This is a genomic window from Bradyrhizobium sp. Ken01, from assembly GCF_055807355.1.
Genome location: NZ_JBVVPC010000010.1, coordinates 33,901 through 50,647 on the forward strand (window position 1 = coordinate 33,901; position 16,747 = coordinate 50,647).

Annotated in this window: 23 protein-coding genes; 13 read left to right on the top strand and 10 right to left on the bottom strand. The window is 64.1% G+C overall.

The features are described from left to right. Nucleotides 1-27: 27 nt before the first annotated feature. Nucleotides 28-1,587, bottom strand: a complete 1,560-nt coding sequence (locus AC0L3S_RS12560) for an outer membrane protein (RefSeq protein ID WP_473279282.1) — start codon at nt 1,585-1,587, stop codon at nt 28-30. A gap of 178 nt (nt 1,588-1,765) precedes the next feature. On the opposite strand from AC0L3S_RS12560, the gene AC0L3S_RS12565 reads away from it, so the two are divergent. Next, nucleotides 1,766-2,458: a glutathione S-transferase family protein gene (locus AC0L3S_RS12565; RefSeq protein WP_473279283.1), complete on the top strand. Its 693-nt coding sequence runs from the start codon at nt 1,766-1,768 to the stop codon at nt 2,456-2,458. 129 nt (nt 2,459-2,587) lie between these two features. Here the strand turns inward: AC0L3S_RS12565 and AC0L3S_RS12570 are convergent, their stop codons facing one another. After that, nucleotides 2,588-3,022: a hypothetical protein gene (locus AC0L3S_RS12570; RefSeq protein WP_473279284.1), complete on the bottom strand. Its 435-nt coding sequence runs from the start codon at nt 3,020-3,022 to the stop codon at nt 2,588-2,590. A 463-nt stretch (nt 3,023-3,485) separates the two neighbouring features. Between AC0L3S_RS12570 and AC0L3S_RS12575 the strand changes: the two genes are divergently transcribed. The 3 genes from AC0L3S_RS12575 to AC0L3S_RS12585 all read left to right on the top strand — a co-directional run bounded on the left by AC0L3S_RS12575 (nt 3,486) and on the right by AC0L3S_RS12585 (nt 5,164). Further along, nucleotides 3,486-3,872 (top strand): RidA family protein, encoded by a 387-nt coding sequence (locus AC0L3S_RS12575; RefSeq protein ID WP_473262990.1) that lies wholly within the window; start codon nt 3,486-3,488, stop codon nt 3,870-3,872. A 152-nt stretch (nt 3,873-4,024) separates the two neighbouring features. Then, nucleotides 4,025-4,285 (top strand): hypothetical protein, encoded by a 261-nt coding sequence (locus tag AC0L3S_RS12580; RefSeq protein ID WP_007600739.1) that lies wholly within the window; start codon nt 4,025-4,027, stop codon nt 4,283-4,285. A gap of 243 nt (nt 4,286-4,528) precedes the next feature. Further along, a complete protein-coding gene (locus AC0L3S_RS12585; RefSeq protein ID WP_473279286.1) occupies nt 4,529-5,164 on the top strand; it encodes a hypothetical protein in 636 nt (211 codons plus the stop codon). Nucleotides 5,165-5,168: 4 nt separating this feature from the next. On the opposite strand, the gene AC0L3S_RS12590 is transcribed toward AC0L3S_RS12585, so the two are convergent. Beyond that, nucleotides 5,169-5,654, bottom strand: a complete 486-nt coding sequence (locus tag AC0L3S_RS12590; RefSeq protein ID WP_473279287.1) for a J domain-containing protein — start codon at nt 5,652-5,654, stop codon at nt 5,169-5,171. A 111-nt stretch (nt 5,655-5,765) separates the two neighbouring features. Between AC0L3S_RS12590 and AC0L3S_RS12595 the strand changes: the two genes are divergently transcribed. The 3 genes from AC0L3S_RS12595 (at nt 5,766) to AC0L3S_RS12605 (ending at nt 7,634) form a co-directional block, all read left to right on the top strand. Beyond that, nucleotides 5,766-6,533: an SDR family NAD(P)-dependent oxidoreductase gene (locus tag AC0L3S_RS12595; RefSeq protein WP_473279288.1), complete on the top strand. Its 768-nt coding sequence runs from the start codon at nt 5,766-5,768 to the stop codon at nt 6,531-6,533. A gap of 221 nt (nt 6,534-6,754) precedes the next feature. Next, nucleotides 6,755-7,003: a helix-turn-helix domain-containing protein gene (locus AC0L3S_RS12600; RefSeq protein WP_018454141.1), complete on the top strand. Its 249-nt coding sequence runs from the start codon at nt 6,755-6,757 to the stop codon at nt 7,001-7,003. A gap of 112 nt (nt 7,004-7,115) precedes the next feature. Next, nucleotides 7,116-7,634: a collagen-like protein gene (locus tag AC0L3S_RS12605; protein ID WP_473279289.1), complete on the top strand. Its 519-nt coding sequence runs from the start codon at nt 7,116-7,118 to the stop codon at nt 7,632-7,634. A gap of 9 nt (nt 7,635-7,643) precedes the next feature. Here the strand turns inward: AC0L3S_RS12605 and AC0L3S_RS12610 are convergent, their stop codons facing one another. Both AC0L3S_RS12610 and AC0L3S_RS12615 read right to left on the bottom strand, forming a co-directional pair. Continuing rightward, entirely contained in the window at nt 7,644-7,859 is a 216-nt protein-coding gene (locus tag AC0L3S_RS12610; RefSeq protein WP_473262997.1) for a hypothetical protein, read from the bottom strand. 96 nt (nt 7,860-7,955) lie between these two features. Continuing rightward, a complete protein-coding gene (locus AC0L3S_RS12615; protein WP_473279290.1) occupies nt 7,956-8,222 on the bottom strand; it encodes a DUF2277 domain-containing protein in 267 nt (88 codons plus the stop codon). 125 nt (nt 8,223-8,347) lie between these two features. Here AC0L3S_RS12615 and AC0L3S_RS12620 point away from each other — a divergent pair, with 125 nt between their 5' ends. The 3 genes from AC0L3S_RS12620 (at nt 8,348) to AC0L3S_RS12630 (ending at nt 10,839) form a co-directional block, all read left to right on the top strand. After that, a complete protein-coding gene (locus AC0L3S_RS12620) occupies nt 8,348-9,439 on the top strand; it encodes an alpha/beta fold hydrolase (protein WP_473279291.1) in 1,092 nt (363 codons plus the stop codon). A 145-nt stretch (nt 9,440-9,584) separates the two neighbouring features. Beyond that, complete coding sequence (locus AC0L3S_RS12625; protein ID WP_473263000.1) at nt 9,585-9,929, top strand: hypothetical protein; 345 nt, start codon at nt 9,585-9,587, stop codon at nt 9,927-9,929. A 307-nt stretch (nt 9,930-10,236) separates the two neighbouring features. Continuing rightward, nucleotides 10,237-10,839 carry an MSMEG_1061 family FMN-dependent PPOX-type flavoprotein gene (locus tag AC0L3S_RS12630; protein WP_473279292.1) on the top strand — a complete coding sequence of 201 codons (603 nt, stop codon included), beginning with the start codon at nt 10,237-10,239 and terminating at the stop codon, nt 10,837-10,839. 132 nt (nt 10,840-10,971) lie between these two features. On the opposite strand, the gene bfr is transcribed toward AC0L3S_RS12630, so the two are convergent. The 3 genes from bfr to AC0L3S_RS12645 form a co-directional block, all read right to left on the bottom strand. After that, nucleotides 10,972-11,460 carry a bacterioferritin gene (gene bfr / locus AC0L3S_RS12635; protein ID WP_473279293.1) on the bottom strand — a complete coding sequence of 163 codons (489 nt, stop codon included), beginning with the start codon at nt 11,458-11,460 and terminating at the stop codon, nt 10,972-10,974. 133 nt (nt 11,461-11,593) lie between these two features. Further along, a complete protein-coding gene (locus AC0L3S_RS12640; RefSeq protein WP_473263002.1) occupies nt 11,594-11,866 on the bottom strand; it encodes a (2Fe-2S)-binding protein in 273 nt (90 codons plus the stop codon). Between the two features lie 160 nt (nt 11,867-12,026). Next, nucleotides 12,027-12,326, bottom strand: a complete 300-nt coding sequence (locus AC0L3S_RS12645; protein WP_473263003.1) for a hypothetical protein — start codon at nt 12,324-12,326, stop codon at nt 12,027-12,029. Between the two features lie 135 nt (nt 12,327-12,461). On the opposite strand from AC0L3S_RS12645, the gene AC0L3S_RS12650 reads away from it, so the two are divergent. Together AC0L3S_RS12650 and AC0L3S_RS12655 are read left to right on the top strand one after the other, a co-directional pair. Next, the gene (locus AC0L3S_RS12650) at nt 12,462-12,806 is read left to right on the top strand and encodes a hypothetical protein (RefSeq protein WP_247358544.1); all 345 of its coding nucleotides are present in this window, start codon (nt 12,462-12,464) and stop codon (nt 12,804-12,806) included. A gap of 212 nt (nt 12,807-13,018) precedes the next feature. Beyond that, nucleotides 13,019-13,303, top strand: coding sequence for a hypothetical protein (locus AC0L3S_RS12655; protein WP_007613695.1), 285 nt, complete (start codon nt 13,019-13,021; stop codon nt 13,301-13,303). Between the two features lie 89 nt (nt 13,304-13,392). On the opposite strand, the gene AC0L3S_RS12660 is transcribed toward AC0L3S_RS12655, so the two are convergent. Together AC0L3S_RS12660 and ettA are read right to left on the bottom strand one after the other, a co-directional pair. Beyond that, complete coding sequence (locus tag AC0L3S_RS12660; RefSeq protein ID WP_473279294.1) at nt 13,393-14,619, bottom strand: lytic murein transglycosylase; 1,227 nt, start codon at nt 14,617-14,619, stop codon at nt 13,393-13,395. 7 nt (nt 14,620-14,626) lie between these two features. Further along, nucleotides 14,627-16,276 (bottom strand): energy-dependent translational throttle protein EttA, encoded by a 1,650-nt coding sequence (gene ettA / locus AC0L3S_RS12665; protein WP_473263005.1) that lies wholly within the window; start codon nt 16,274-16,276, stop codon nt 14,627-14,629. 232 nt (nt 16,277-16,508) lie between these two features. Between ettA and AC0L3S_RS12670 the strand changes: the two genes are divergently transcribed. Beyond that, the gene (locus tag AC0L3S_RS12670; protein WP_007613701.1) at nt 16,509-16,724 is read left to right on the top strand and encodes a hypothetical protein; all 216 of its coding nucleotides are present in this window, start codon (nt 16,509-16,511) and stop codon (nt 16,722-16,724) included. Nucleotides 16,725-16,747: the final 23 nt, after the last annotated feature.

The window sequence follows — 16,747 nt, forward strand, 5'->3', positions numbered from 1 at the left end:
CGCCGCGGGATCACAGCAAGCGGCTTCTCAATCAAACCGGTACGTCACCCCGAACGTCGCCAGATGCGTTCGCATCGCGACGTCGTAGGTGCTGGCGGACGGATTGCGGCTGGCGTCGGTGGCGGATCTCGCGACAGTAAAGGACGAACTGCCGTAGTCGGCATAGCGGTATTCGGCGCGCGCCAGCCAGTGGCCGAAGAGCGCGGTTTCGATGCCGCCGCCGGCCGTCCACCCTGCTTTTGTGGTCGCCCCCGAGATGATCGCCGGCGTCAACCCGAAAAGGCCGCAGACGACGCTGACGCAGGTCGAGGTCAGCTCATAGTGCTGCCAGGCCACGCCGCCGGTCGCGTAGAGCAGCGTCCGCGGTGTCACGAGATAGCCGAGCCGGCCCCGCAGGCTGGCGTCCCATTTGGTGCGAATCGCCAGGCTCTCGCCGCGAGACTGGGAGTCGGCGAGCGATATGGTGGTGAAGCCTTCGCGCGTGGTGGTGCTGTCGGCAAAGCCAAAATCGCCTTCGACGCCCGCGGTCCATTGCGGGGCGAACTGCCAGAGATAGCCGGCATAGGGGTTGACGCGGAACGCGGTGTTGTCCATCGGGCGAATGGTGGCGCGACGCGTCAGATCCTCGGGGAAGCCGGCACGCGATTCGGACGTCGTGATGAGATCGGTGCGCGTGGCGCGCGCACCTTGACCCAAGCCCACATACGCGCCGGTCCAGGACGGCAGGATCGCGGCCTGCGCAGCCAGCGGATGCGAATGGCCGCCGATGACGGGCTCGCCGAACTTCCAGGCGAGGCCGACGCTTGCGGTGTGCGTCCGCAAGCTCGCGTCGAAATTGTCGACCGTGAGCGCCGGGCCTGCAGTCGCCGTGCGCGTGAAATTGAACGGCGCAGCGCCGAAATCCGCGTAGCGATATTCTGCGCGCACGAGCCAGTTGCCCCACAGCGCGGTCTCGATGCCGGCACCTAAAGTCCAGCCGGTCCTGGTCGTAGATTTCGAGATCAAATTGGGTGCCAGGCCGTTGCTGGCACAGCTGGCGCTGACGCAGATCAAGGTGACGTCATAGTGCTGCCAGGCGAGGCCGCCGGTGGCATAGACCAGCGTCGCCGGCGTCAGCAGATAACCGGCGCGACCGCGTAGGCTCGCGTCCCAACCGGCTTTGACTGAAACGCTGTCGATCCCGAAGGTGGACGAGCCGGCCCAGGGCGAGGCGCGAAACCCGGGAAGTCCCGTGGTCTTGTCCCCGAAGCCGACATCGCCTTCGACGCCGACGACCCAACTGGGTGCCACCTGCCAGTTGAAGCCTGCATAGGGATTGACGCGAAAGCCGGCGCCGTCGAACGGCTGGGTCAGCACAGCGCCGGTCAAGTCACGGGGAACGCCGTCTTGCAGCACTGACGTGGTGGTGAGATCGGCGCTGGTCGATCGAAAGCCGAGGCCGAGCCCGGCGTAGAAGCCGGTCCAGGACGCGGCCGCGAGCGGCGGCGCCTTCGTGTACGGTTTTGGCGCGACGTCGGCGGCCTTCGCCGGCGCTATGAGAGCCAGCCCGGCCAAAAGTGCCGTGCCACACAGCAGGGCGGCAATCATTCGGCGGGTCGATGAACGTCGCATGTCGGGCCCTGGGTCGCTGCAGGAGTGTCGAGCGATTCCATACTGCGAACGGGCGACGCCAATCGTCCTCCGATCGAAGGAGGCGGCGCACAAGGCGCGAGACTGTTGCAAGGGTGTCACTGCGGCGATACGACTTCAGCTTGAGGAGCGTCCCATGCTGACCCTCTACTCCTATCCAGAGCTGTTCGGCGTCGCCGACAACAACGGCTACGGCCTCAAGGTCTACGCCTTCCTGAAGCTCGCAGGCGTACCGTTCGTGCATGAGCACGTGTTCGATGCCTCCGCCGCGCCGCGCGGGCAGTTGCCCTATATCGTGGACGATGGCGAGACGATCGGCGACAGCGAGACCATCATCGCTCACACGACGGCGAAATACCGCCTGACCATCGACGCGGGGCTTTCACCGGAGCAGCGCCGCACCAATCACTTCGTCACGCGCATGCTCGACGACCTCTACTGGGTGATGTCGTATTCGCGCTGGAAGGACGAGCGTTATTATCCCGCGTTCCGCGACGCCTTCATCGCGCAGCACAGTCAGATCGACGCGGCAGGGTTCGAGAAGGCGAAGGCGTATAATGCGCAGCGCTATCATTTCCAGGGCATCGGCCGCTACACGCCCGAGCAGGCCTACGCGCGGGGTCTCGCCGATCTGCAGGTGCTGGCGGAAATCGTGCCGGCGAACGGCTTCGTGCACGGCGCGGCGCCTGCTAGCATTGATGTCGGCATCTACGGCTTCATCGCCAACATCTATTACTTCCCGATCCCGACACCGCTGAAAACCTTCGTCGATGCGCACGCGAATCTCGTCGCGCATTGCGAGCGGGTACATGCGATGGTGAGCGCGTAGTCCGCAGGTCTCGCAGGGTGGGCAAAGCGAAGCGTGCCCACCAACTTTTCATATGCCGCTGACACCATGTGGGCACGGCGCTTGCGCGCCTTTGCCCACCCTACGGCACCAAGTGCTACGGCATCGCCCCTATCGCATCGTGATCGCAAGGCCGCTGAGATCCGCATTCGCCATCAGGCCGACCTGCGTGCCGGACAGCTCGAGCACGGCGCCCTTCTGGTTGGTCAGCACGATCGCACGCGCGCCGCGGCCCACTGCAATGCCCGCACCGGCGGCGCCGTAGACGCCGGCGATGTCGGAGGGCCGGTTGATGTTGGAGACGCGGCCGCGCAGCACGGTCTTGGAGCCGCCGAAGACGAGGCCGTAATCGAGACCGCCGGTCGAGAGCGAATAGGCCCGACCGCGGAAGTTCAGCACGCCCGAACCGCCGGAGCCGCCGATGATCCAGCCCGCCTTGTAGATCGTCAGCACCACGGTGCCGCCGTCGGCCAGCGCCGAGGTCGAGAGGCCGGCAAGCGCGGCAATGCCGACCAGCGCGGCGCGAAGGGTGGATCCGAACTTCATGGGGGTCTCCGGGGGCTATTCTTCAAGGAGGGAAACGAATCAGACGCAGCGAATGTATCCGATGCATCGCGGCGGCAACATGATGGGGGTATAGAGCGCGAGGTGCGGCAGCGCATTCAACTGTCATCGTCCGGCTTGACCGGACGATCCAGTATTCCAGAGACCGCGGTGGGATACGGCGACGCCGCGGCGTACTGGATGCCCCGGTCAAGCCGGGGCATGACGGCGGAGTTTGGCCCGACAAGACGCTCACCCGCCATCATGCCATCATGCCATCATGCCATTCTGCTCCTGTTTTGCCCGACGGAGCAACGATTATTTTGCTTTTCCCGAAGTCAAAAAGAAAGCTCAACGATTTCCGCCGGATGCCTACTGTGCATGGGGTTGTTTTCGCGTTTTTTGTTGGAGGCGCCCCGAGCTGCCGCTACGCTTGCGCTTCCAGCCCTGCATCCGAGGTGATCCCATGCCGATCCAGCATTTCGCGCCCCCGCCCCACGTCAAGGCGCCGCCGCTGTCCTTTGCGACGCGCGCCGGCGATCTCCTGTTCGTCTCCGGCATTCCCGGCTTCGACGCTAACGGCGCGCTGCCCGACGCCTTCGAGGCGCAGTTCGCCAACGTCGTCGTCAACATCAAGCGCGTGCTGGCGGAGGCCGGCGCCGAGATCCGCGATCTCGTCAAGGTCAATGTGCTGCTGACCCGCGCCTCCGACGTGGCCGCCATGAACGCGCTCTATGCCGGCGCCTTCGGCCCGCCGCCCTACCCTGCCCGCACCACCTGCGTGGTCCACGCGCTGCCCGATCCGAAGATGCTGATCGAGATCGAGGCGGTGGCATCGCTGGCCAAGGGGTAGACGTGTGATCGTCAGGCGATAGTCAAGGGATAAGGGTCGTTCGAACAGCCGACGAATGGCTGACATATCCGTGAACGGTCGCCGCCCCGCTTGCCAGCCGCACCATTTTGCCGCACCAGTTTCCGTCTCACGTTCCCATCAGGAGATATTTCATGCGTCGCGTTCTCGCCCTCTGTGCCGTTGCCGGCATCGCCACCTCCGTGTTCGCCGTGCCGGCGTCCGCGGCGGTCGGCTATTACGTGATCCGCTGGGACAACACCGGCATCTGCCAGGTCTGGAACGAAGACCTCAAGTACAAGCCGTTCCAGTGGGGCGTGTCGACCTACAAGGTCGTCAGCAAGCCGCTCCCGACCTTCACTGCCGCCTCGGAGCTCCAGATCAAGCTGCGCGGGGAGCGCCGCTGCACGCTCTAGGCGTGAGGACAGATCGGATTTCAAAGGGCGGATCGCGCAAGCGGTCCGCCCTTTTCTTTTGGACGGGCCACTGGTTTTCGGCCGACATCGCGCATTTTCCGCGCACCCGCTTTGAACCTGGCCGGTTGGCGGACCTACTCACATCTTTCCGGGGCGCACCCCCAAGCGTCCCGCGCCAACCACCATCCTTGCCCGCTTGTTTTTGCCCGCTTGTTTTTCACCTCGCGGCTTTGGAGCCAATCGATGCGCGCGCCGACGACAGCAATGATTTTCGCCGCATCGCTCCTGCTCGCCGCAACGGCGTACGCGCAGGCCCCGCAATCCTTTCGCGTGATCTCGCCGGTCTTCGGCCAGCTTGTCAGCTTCGCGATGCCTTCGAATTTTTCCGTGGTGTTCGAGAACACCAAGGGCGGCCACTACATCCGCGAGGCCGTGCTGAAGGGCGAGACGCCTGAACGCTGGAGCGAGATGATCACCGTGACCGGCGAGAAGGGCATGACGCTCACTCCAGGTTCATCGCCGGAGAAGTTCGCGGGCTCGATCGCAGGCGGTTTCAAGTCCGCCTGTCCCGACAGCTTCGCGGCAAGGCCGCTCGGCGCCAGCACATTCGGCCGCTTCGAAGGTTTCGTCGCCGTGATCGGCTGCGGCCGCATCGACAGCGGCCCGACGCGGCACAGCGAGACCGCACTCCTGGTCACGCTGAAGGGCGCGAGCGACTATTACACGATCCAATGGGCCGAGCGCGGCCCCGAGACCGACGAGCCGCCGGTGAACGATGACCGCTGGCAGGCGCGTTTGCGCGCGCTCAGCCCGATCGAGCTCTGTCCGATCGTAGCAGGCGAAGCCGCGCCCTATCCGAGCTGCGTGAACAAGAGCTGAGCTCTCACGCGTCCTTGTAGGCGCGGGGATGGATCAGGATGTCGCGCGCTGCGGCAAGGTCGATAAATGCTTGCGCGCTGCCGCCCTGGTCGGGGTGCATGCCCTTGGCGGCGCGGCGATAGGCCTGGTTGATGTCCTCGCAGGTGAGCTGCACCCCGAGCGGCAGGCCGAGCACCTTGCGGGCGCGGTCCTCGCTGGACAATTTTTTCGGCGCAGCATTGCGGCGGCCGAAGCGCGGCGCGGTCAGGTCGTGAACGACATCGAGCACCACGCCGAGACGGCGGCGGGCCGCCAGCGTGACGCTGTGATCGTCATTGTCCACGGCCTGGCGCAGCACTGGAAGCGCCTGCTCGGCAGCCTGACGCAGCATGGTATCGGTGCTCGTCCGCGAGATCTCGGCCACGAGACGGCCCGCCTCGGCCCAATCGGCGCCGTCCGCCGACCGCAGGCGTTCGAGTGCGAGTTTCCAGGATTCAAGCCGTTCCATCATGCGCGCAACGTTTAGCAATCAACACCAGTATGCCAAGGCCGCCGTTTCCGACCCCTTAATTTCGAGTTAGCCTTTCATGAAACTTCGAGAAGAAATCGGGAGGAAATTGTCATGGCATTGCTCGCGAACCACATCGCAATCGTCACGGGCGCCGGTTCCGGCATCGGCCGGGCCATCGCTTCCGGCTACGCCCGCGAGGGCGCGCAGGTGGTGCTGCTCGACGTCAATACCGACACGGTCGCGGAAGCCGCCGAGGAGATCCGCAAGTCCGGCGGCAAGGCCGAGAGCTTTGCGCTGGATGTGACCAAGCGTGACGACTGCTTTGCACTCGCCAAGCGGGTCGCCGACGAGATCGGGCAGGTCTCGATCCTCGTCAACAATGCCGGCATCACCCGCCGCAACGCCTTCACCGCGGAGCCGGAGACGGTGGCGAAGGACTGGAACGACATCATCTCGCTCAACCTCAACGGCGTCTTCAACATGACGCAGGCATTCCTCAGCCCCTTGCGCGCCGCGAAGGGCCGCATCGTCAATATCGGCTCGATCCAGTCCTTCGTGCATCTGCGCACGCCGAGTTCGGCGGCCTACACCACCTCGAAACACGGCGTGCTCGGCTTTACGAAGGCGCTCGCGGTGGAGCTCGGCAAGGAGGGCGTGCGCGTCAATGCGATCGGGCCGGGCTTCATCGAGACCAACATCAACGCCAATGTGCGCGCGACCAATCCGGCGCTGGTACAGGCCTTCGTCGATCACACCCCGCTGGCGCGCACCGGCAAGCCCGAGGACATCGTGGGTCCAGCGATCTTCCTTGCGTCGGACATGTCGGCCTACGTCACAGGAACGATCGTGATGGTGGATGGCGGATACCGGACGGTGTGAGCGAGATGATGCTTGCCTTGCAATGCGGGGTATGCTCGCAGGAATATGCAATCCGTGCCAATCGCGGCGGTGCGGCGGCATTCCCAAGGTCAATTCGTGCGATCGCCCGCGGTTAACCTTTCGTTAACCAAACCCGCCCACCGTAGATCTACGGCTTGGGGGTCGTTTGTTCTCGATCCGCTTCCAAAGACGGGAGCGGGCGTTGATCGGGGAGTGAGTCGATGACCACTGTTCATGTCGCTGCGTCCGAGCCGGGCGCGTATGTCCTTTCACCGAACCAGATCGTTCCGCTGCTGATCGGCGCGACCGTCGACGAGGTCGAGCGTGAGCTCGTGCTGCAGACGCTCGCCCGCTGCGACGGCAATCGCACGCGCGCGTCGCGCGTGCTCGGCCTCTCGGTGCGCACGCTGCGCAACAAGATCAGGCTCTACGCCGCCTCCGGCATCGAGGTCCCCGCCTATCACGACTAGCGCGCGACGTGCCACCGATTGGTGTTGATCATGCCCAGGCGCGAGCCCGGCGGAATTGCCGCTGTCGTCAAACGCCGCTAATTAGCTTGCTTCCGGTCAAGGGAGCAGCGGCGTGGCAGACGAACAAAAACGACAGGGACCTCAGGGACCGCGCGGACGGCAGGGCGAACCGGGGCGGCCGGGACCGCAGGGTCATCCAGGCAAGCGCGGGCCCGATGGGGCGCGTGGCAAGCCGGGTCCGCAGGGCAAGCCGGGTCCGATCGGAAAGGCCGGACCGCTGGGCAAGCCCGGTCCGCAAGGCAAGCAGGGCGAAGCCGGACCGCGCGGGGCGGCCGGTGCAGAGGGACCCGTCGGACCGCAAGGGCCGGCGGGGCCGCAAGGCCCGCGCGGCGAACCGGGGCCGCCCAGCCCATTGCCGTCAATCGAGCAGGTGCTGCCGTGGCTCGATCAGCTGTTCGACGCCTGGGACGAGCGCCGCCGCCAGCGCGAGCGCGAAGCCGCCGAGCGCGACGCTCTGGAAGCCGCCGTGCAGGAAACCGACGACGCGCCCTTCGGCGATGAGGATGACGGCAGCGAAGACGACAATCACAGGAAAAAGAAGAAAAGGAAGAAGCACGGCCACAAGGACTGACAGACGAATCTATTTCGTCCCGTTCTCGCGTCGCGGCAGCATGCCCATGCGCTCGAACTGCCAGCGCATGGCGCGGTACCAGAGATAGCCGACCGCCGCGCCGCACAAGGCCAGGATCACGACGCTTGCGCTCGAGAACGAGCCGCTCCACCACGTCATCCACGCGGTCCACAGCAGCGTAAAAACGATAGCGCCTGCTTTCAGTGGAAGCAGAGGGCGGGTCATGGTGGTGCTCCCGGGTGTCAAAAGCCCGGTAAACATCATCGCGCGTTGCGACCGTTGCCACCGTGAGCCAGGTCACGGAACGGACGTTCGAGCCGCCTAACCGAAGCGCAGCCGCGAACGTTCCTTGGCCTTTTCCGCCTCGACCTCACGGTCGCGCGCCGGCGCATGGGTGTGCAGCGACGTCAGGAGCTTTCGCGCAGCCTCCGAGACCTCCGCCACCGCATGGTCGAAGGCCGCCTCGTTGACCTGCGACGGTCTGTTGAAGCCGGACAGTTTGCGAACGAACTGGAGCGCGCTGGCGTGGATCTCATCCTCCGTCGCCTCCGGCTCGAAGTTGAACAGCGTCTTGATGTTGCGGCACATGCAGTCTCTCCTGACCTTTCCCTCGAGGACGACCGGTGAAAACGAAATCCTACATCCTTCCGGACAGTTCTGCTAAGTTCCACCGCAACGCGGCCGCCGACCAGAGCCGCACGGGGGAAATAGACATGAAAGCTTCTTGCGCGGCGCTATCAGCCATCCTGTTGTCCGTCGCTTTGTCGAGCATCTCGACATCCGCATGGGCGGCCGATTATCTGGCGCCGAAACAGGGCGACTGGATCGCCAGGGATTTCAAGTTCCACACCGGCGAGACCATGCCGGAGCTGAAGCTGCACTACACCACCGTGGGTGAGCCGAGCGGCCAGCCCGTCCTGGTGCTGCACGGCACCGGCGGCTCGGGCGCGAGCATGCTGTCGCCAGCCTTTGCCGGCGAGCTGTTCGGCGCGGGGCAACCACTCGATGCCTCCAAATATTACATCATCATCCCCGACAATATCGGCCATGGCAAATCGTCAAAACCGTCCGACGGGATGAAGACGAGCTTCCCGAAATACGATTACGATGACATGGTCGAAGCGCAGCATCGCCTGGTGACGGAAGGGCTCGGGGTCAAGCACCTGCGGCTCGTCATCGGCAATTCGATGGGCGGCATGCACACCTGGCTGTGGGGCGAGAAATACCCGAAGGCGATGGACGCGCTGATCCCGATGGCCTCGCAGCCGACCGAAATGGCGTCACGCAACTGGATGCTGCGGCGGATCATGCTCGACACCATCCGCAGCGACCCCGACTACAATGGCGGCAATTATACCGGCCAGCCGCGCATGATGAAATACGCCATCACCGCCTACGGCATCGCGAGCATCGGCGGAACGCTGGCCTATCAATCGCAGGCGCCGACGGCGGCCAAGGCCGACAAGATCGTCGACGAGCGGCTAGCCATGCCGATCGCGGCAGATGCCAACGACTTCGTCTACCAGTGGGAGTCCTCGCATGACTACAATGCCGGCGAGAAGCTCGAGGCCATCGAAGCGTCGCTGCTGCTGATCAATTCCGCCGATGACGAGCGCAACCCGCCGGAGACCGGCATCACGGACGCTGCGATGACGCGGGTCAAGAACGGCAAACTGTATCTCATCCCGGCCAGCACCGAGACGCGCGGCCACGGCACCACCGGGAACGCAAAATTCTACAGCGAGCAGGTCCGCCAGTTTCTGCAAGCCGCGCCGCAGCAAACGATTGAATCTGCGCGCCGCTGATTTTGCATCGCATCAACGGCCGTCGAGGCCGCATATTATTTGAGCATGCATTACGCCGGCTGCTCGGGCTTAATCGCATCGATGTCCGAATCGACGCGCGGGACCATCGCGCGCCGATGGCACGACACGCGACGAGGAGGATCGCATGCACAGGCTCGCACTGTGCGTTTGGTTGGCCGCGCTGACAAGCGCCGCGTTCGCGTTCGACAATGGGCAATATGATCACGTCCCGCCCGACATCCGCGCCTGGTTCAAGAGCGTGATCGCACCGAACGGCGTGCCCTGCTGCGACGTCTCCGACGGCCATCGCACGGAGTACGACGTGCGCAGCGGCGCCTATTGGGTGCCGATCGAGGGACAGTGGATCGAGGTGCCCGAGCGCGCCATCATCCGCGACCGCGGCAATCCGGTCGGCCAGGCCGTGGTGTGGTACGTCCATCACCGCGGCGCCATCATCATCAGTTGCTTTGTGCCGGCGGATGCGGTGTAGCGCGATAGCGCCTCGACGCCGCGCGTGCTAGGTCGACCGATGGCTCCTGCAACCGACAGAACGCGCGCTCGCTCTCTATGCGCTTGGCCTGTGGGCCGCAAAACATCAAGCATGCCTGGAGGCATCGACCTTCGACCCATCCCCGACAGCTGGCTCCATCACGGGCCGCGGCTGGCGCTTCAGCCGGTCCTGATCTGGTGGGCTCCGTACTGCGCCGGCGTGATCGAGTGGCCGTGGCGGCGCGACAAGGGGCATAGCGATCGGGCCGGGAGATGATATTCTCAGGCATTCAATCAGGGAGACCTTCGTGACTGATCTTTGCGCCGAAGACCTCGCCACGATCTATGCCCAGCCGAGCCCGCGCGTGATCGCGAAAGCGCGCCCCGCAATCGACACGCATGCGAAGAAATTCATCGAGATGTCGCCGTTCTGCGTGCTCGCGACATCGGGAGCGGACGGCAGCGTCGATGCCTCACCACGCGGCGGCGGCACTGGCTTCGTCCACGTCGCCGGCCCCAACCAGCTGCTGATGCCTGATCGCTCCGGCAACAACCGGATCGACAGTTTTCGAAATGTGGTCGAGGGCTCGGGCTTCGTGCATCTGTTGTTCTTCGTACCCGGCATCGACGAGACGCTGCGCGTCGGCGGCCGCGGCACGCTGTCCGCCGATCCGGACCTGCTCGCCTCGATGGTTGAGTTTGGAAAGTCGCCGCGCGCGGTGCTGAACGTCGCCGTCAGCGAAGTCTATTTCCACTGCGGCAAGGCCCTGATGCGCTCGAAGCTGTGGTCATCCGAGAAGGTGCCGCGCTCGGTGATGCCGAGCATCGTCGAAGTGGTCCACGAGCAGACCGGCCTTGGTGAGCCGCAGAGGCAGGACGTGGTGGAAGCGCTCTACAAGACGCAGCTATAAGCCGGGCTTTCGAACCGCACACGGGCGTCATGCCCGGGCTTGTCCCGGGCATCCACGTTTTCGTTGCGGGGTAGCACGTGGATGGCCGGGACAAGCCCGGCCATGACGAATGGAGAGTGCGGAGTAAGGGACCTAATGTCCCTCGCCCTCGAGCCCGCCAACGTGCTTCTGGGTGTAGAGTTCGAGGCCGATGCGGCCGATCAGGTCGAGCTGGGTCTCGAGGAAGTCGATGTGGTGCTCCTCGTCGCTCATCAGCTTCTCGAACAGGTCGCGCGTTACGTAGTCCTTGACGCTGTGGCAGTAGGTCGCCGCTTCCTGGTAGAGCGCCCGCGCGCTCATCTCGGCGGCGAGATCGCACTCGATGATCTCCTTGACGTTCTGGCCGATACGCAAGGGATCGAGCACCTGCATGTTCGGGAAGCCGTCGAAGAACAGGATCCGCTCCGTGAGCTTGTCGGCGTGCTCCATCTCCTCGATGGACTCCTTGCGCCAGACCTTGGACATGTCCCGCAGGCCCCAATTGTCGAGGAAGCGGTAGTGGAGCCAGTACTGGTTGATCGCAGTCAGCTCGTGACGCAGTGCCTTGTTGAGATATTCGATAACTTTTGCGTCGCCCTGCATGGTTCACTCCAGCTCTTGCAGTCCAAATCGGCCGTAAACCGAATTTAGAACGCTTCTAAATGAGTTCGAAGACTGGAGCAACCGGCTACGGGGACGCAGCCGGGGAAAAGCTCAGTCAGGGAGGCGGAAGATTTCAGCAGGCCGCGAGGGCGAACTCGGCCGGCTGGGCCGTCTCGTCATTGGCCGCCACAGTGTCGTTGTGCGGGCAGCCGGAGCAGCAGGAGGAGGCACAGGGGCCAAGCGCTTCGTCGATAATGGTCTTGATCGTCCGGGCGCAGCGGCCGCATTCGGCGCTACAGCCGAGACATCCATAGACCTGCTTGGCATGGCGCAAGGCGTCGTCGGACTCGGCGACGGCGGCGCGGATGTCATCATCGCTCAGCACGTTACAGGAACAAACGATCATGGAAGCGGCAGGCCCTTTGGTGATGCGCCATCATCGATATTTAAGGGGCCGGCCGGATGCAAAAGGAAAAAGCGGAATTTGAAGCTATTCCAAACTAGCCCGGAAACAGCCTAGAACGGCTCTAAAATAGAGCTTTGCGCTGGATCAAGATGCGGCGGATCTAGTCGCCGCCGCCGCCTCCACCATCGCCGCCGCCACCGCAATCTCCGCCACTACTGCCGCTATCGCTGCTGGAACAGCTGCCGCCGTCGGTCGAGCTGCCGGAACTATCGCTGGAAAACCAGCTCCCCCAAGAGAAGCCGTCGCTCGTGCCCGTGGAGGTGTCGCCATCGCTATTGCCGGTGGCCCCGGCGCGGGAGCGCCGCTGACCGCGGTTCTGGAGATGGGTGATCCAGCCGTAGCCGATCGCGGAGACGATCCCGGCAGCGATCAATGCATTTATCATCGCGTTACCCATCATCGCCCTCCCCTGGCTGGGCTGCGGTCCATGTTAATTGGTCGTCCGCGGCAAAGGTGCCGTTCATTGATCATTCAATCGAAATATGGAACTTTACCCCCAAAGAGTTCCCGCGTGTTTTGCTCGAAAGGTCAGCCCATGAAGAAGTCGCTCCTGGCAATCGCTGCCGTCGCCGCTGTGGCCCTTAGCGCCGCTACACCAGCCCAGGCGCAACGCGGCGTTGCCGCGGGCGTGGCCGCCGGCATCATCGGCGGCGCCATTGTCGGTGGGGCGCTGGCCTCTCCGTACTATTACGGGCCTGGCCCTGGCCCCGGCTACGCATATGGTCCGGGATATAGCCCGGGCTACTATCCGCCGCGCTACTACGCGCCGGGCCCGGGCTACGTCGCCGACGACTATTACGGCAACGGCTGCGTCTGGCAGAAGCAGCGCTTCTGGGACGGTTATGCCTGGCGCGTCCGCCGCGCCAGAGTCTGTGGCTGAAGTCGTCCCAAGCCGGTTCATTCCAGATGCGCCGTTCATCTAGGGGCCTGAAAAAGACCGCTTTTTCTCGTCACAGCTCCGTGTGCGTTTACTGCGGATTGACCATTTGCGCGCTTCCTAGCTGCAAGGCCAATTCCATCAGAGTCTGCGTGAACCTTTGAACCCCGGGGGCTCCTAACAAGGAGCATCCATCTCTCAGGAGAGCCAAGAGTATGAAGAAGACTTTAGTTGCCGCCCTTACGGTTGCGACGATCGCCGGTTCGCTGGTGACCGCCACGCCGTCCGCCCAGGCCCATGACGGCGTCGGCGTCGGCATCGCAGCCGGCCTGATCGGCGGCGCGATCGTCGGCGGCGCCATCGCATCGAGCCGTCCCGCCTATGGTGGACCGGTTTACGTGGCCGAGCCCGGCCCGCCGCCGCCGCCCTGCTATTGGCAGCGCCAGCGCTACTGGGACGGCTACGGCTGGACCGTCCGCCCGGTTCGCGTTTGCTACTGATCTGATCGCACGGCGCTCATGAGCGCCGCGATCGAAGCCCGGCCGAGCACCTCGGCCGGGCTTTTTCTTTGGCGAAGAGCTGCGGCTCGCTATCGCGCCGCCTGGATCGAGTGCAGCACTTCTTCGCTCGGCCAGCAATCGACCTTGAGGCCTGCCGACTTCTGGTAGGCGCCGAGCGCAGCGCGCGTCTGCATGCCGGCCTTGCCGTCGATCTTGTCCTTGTAGAGCCCGACGCGCGTGAGCCCCCGCTGCATCGCCTCGACGTCCCTAGTCCGCAATTGCTTCGAGGCAGACCACGGCGTCGCGAACGGCTGCGGGCTCGTCATGCGGTCGGCGAGATGGCCAACGAACAGCACGTAGAGATCGGAGAAATTGTATTCCTTGATGACGAAGTAGTTCTTCGTGGTCAGGAAGGACGGGCCGTAGATGCCTTCCGGCTGCAACAGCGAGGCCGACTGTGCCTGCTCGGCGGCAGTGAGCTTTTGTCCACCCACCGGCACGAAGCCTTCGCGCAGCCACTGGCCGATCGGCTTCGTCACCTCGGGCACGCCGGCGGTGCAATCGACCTTGGTCGGTGCCTGCACCTCGTAAGCCCAGCGTACGCCGCTCTGCCAGCCCTTGTTGACGAGCTGCTGCGCGGCGGAGGCCAACGCATCCGGCACCGAATGCCAGATATCGATGCGGCCGTCGCGGTCGAAATCGACGCCGTGCTTGTAATATTCGGACGGCAGGAACTGCGTGAGCCCGGTCGCACCGGCCCAGGACGAACGCATGTCCTTGCGTGTCACCACGCCGTCGCCGAGAATCTTCAGCGAGAGGATGAACTCGTTGCGGTAGGTGTCCTTGCGGCGGCCGACATAGGCCTGCGTCGCCAGCACGCGCACGAGATCGTAAGGCAACGTGTAGCGGCCGTAGTCGGTCTCGCGGCCCCAGATCGCCAGCATGACGGTTGCCGGAACGCCGGAGTTTTTCTCGATCTCTGTCAGCGCGGAACGGTATTTTTGCAGCAGCCGCTGCCCCTCGGCGGCGAGCCGCGCGATCGAGGCTTCCCTGACATAGTCTGCCGGCACCTGCACGAACTCAGCCTGCGACGGCGCACCGGTCGCTGGCCGCCCCGGCAGGATCAGATCCGGCAGCTTGTAATCCGGCTCGAGGCCGCGCGTCTCTCGCTCGAACGTCGCGCGCGACACGCCGGCGGCCTCCGCCTCCGGCCAGAGCGAGGCGATGAACTGCGTAAAGGCGGCGTCGGCGGCGCGGGCGGGCGACAGGCCGCAGGTGATAGCGATCACCGCCGCTATGAGCGCCCGCCGCATCATGCCGAGATCACCGCGTCAGCTTCTTGTACTTCACGCGATGCGGAATGATGCTGTCCTGGCCGAGCCGGCGCATCTTGTCCTTCTCGTAGTCCTGGAAGTTGCCCTCGAACCATTCCACATGGCTGTCGCCTTCGAAGGCCAGGATGTGGGTCGCGATGCGGTCGAGGAACCAGCGATCATGGCTGATGATGACGGCGCAGCCGGCGAAATCCTCCAGCGCCTCTTCGAGCGCACGCAGCGTGTCGACGTCGAGGTCGTTGGTCGGCTCGTCGAGCAGCAGAACGTTGGCGCCGGATTTCAGCATTTTCGCAAGGTGCACGCGGTTGCGTTCGCCGCCGGAAAGCGCGCCGACTTTCTTCTGCTGGTCGGCGCCCTTGAAGTTGAACGACGAACAATAGCCGCGTGAATTGACTTCCCTCTTGCCGAGCAGGATCAGCTCGTTGCCGCCGGAGATCTCCTCCCACACATTCTTGCTGCCGTCGAGCGCGTCGCGCGACTGGTCGACGTAACCGAGATGAACGCTCTCCCCGACCGTGATGGTGCCCTTGTCCGGCTGTTCCTGCTTTGTGATCATCCTGAACAGCGTGGTCTTGCCGGCGCCGTTGGCGCCGATCACGCCGACGATACCGCCGGGCGGCAGCTTGAAAGTGAGATCGTCGATCAGCATGCGATCGCCGAAACCTTTGCTGAGCCCTTCGAAGTCGACCACGTTCTGACCTAGGCGCTCGGCCACCGGAATCGTGATCTGCGCGGTCTGTGTCTGCTTTTCGCTCGCCTGCTTCAGCAGTTCGTCATAGCGCTGATAGCGCGCCTTGGATTTGGCCTGGCGGGCTTTCGGCGAGGACGCGATCCATTCCTGCTCGCGGGCCAGCGTCTTCTGATGCGCAGCGTCCTCGCGGCCCTCCTGCTCGAGCCGCTTCTGCTTCTGCTGCAGCCAGGACGAGTAATTGCCCTCGTAGGGGATGCCCTTGCCGCGATCGAGCTCGAGGATCCAGCTCGTGACGTTGTCGAGGAAGTAGCGGTCATGGGTGACGATCAGGATCGCGCCGGGATAGTTGCGCAGATGGCCTTCCAGCCACGACACCGACTCTGCGTCGAGATGGTTGGTCGGTTCGTCAAGCAGTAGGAGCTCGGGCTGGTCGAGCAGCAGCTTGCACAGCGCGACGCGGCGGCGCTCACCGCCAGAGAGTTTCGACACGTCGGCATCATCGGGCGGACAGCGCAGCGCGTCCATGGCCTGGTCGACCTTGCTGTCGAGATCCCAGAGGCCCTGGGCCTCGATCTCGTCCTGCAGCTTGGTCATCTCGTCGGCGGTCTCCTCGGAGTAGTTCATCGCCAGTTCGTTGTAGCGATCGAGGATAGCCTTCTGCTTGGCGACGCCCAGCATGACATTCTCGCGCACGCTCAATGATGGATCGAGATGCGGCTCCTGCTCGAGATAGCCGACGCGGGCGCCCTGGGCGACCCAGGCCTCGCCGTTATACTCCTTGTCGAGGCCGGCCATGATCTTGAGCAGCGTCGACTTGCCCGAGCCGTTGACACCGAGCACGCCGATCTTGGCGTCCGGGTAGAAGCTCAGATGGATGTTGTCGAGCACCTTCCGGGTCGGGTAGCTCTTGGTCAGGCCCTGCATGAAATAGATGAACTGGCGCGCCATCGGTCCCGAAAACCTTCGATTTGAGGAAATTTGCTTGCCGCCGATGTAGCGATCCCGCCCCCAAAGGGCAATGTTTTCCCTCCGTTCACCACGGATGAATACGGGACGGACACCATCCCGCCGTCGATCCGGACAATTGAAACCATCTTTTAATAAATCAGGCCAAAGCTCGGTTTCGCGCGGAAACAGCGCCACCCGCTCAGAATGAACGGGAGCACAGCGAGACAGCGTCATGGCCATGATCGAGACCAATTCCCTTCCCGTTCCGGTGGAAGCCGGCAGCGCCTCCGCGTTCGCCTCGGAGATCAAGGGCTTCTGGAAGCGCTTCTTCGCCACCGCTTTCAACCCCTACCGGCCCGAACTGCATTACATGCGCGGCCCCGGCCCCGCCTGGCGCGCCAAGCACGGCATGAATGCGCCGTTCCGGCTCAAGCCCCGCGACCTCTGAGCCTTTACCACCTGTCGGATTTT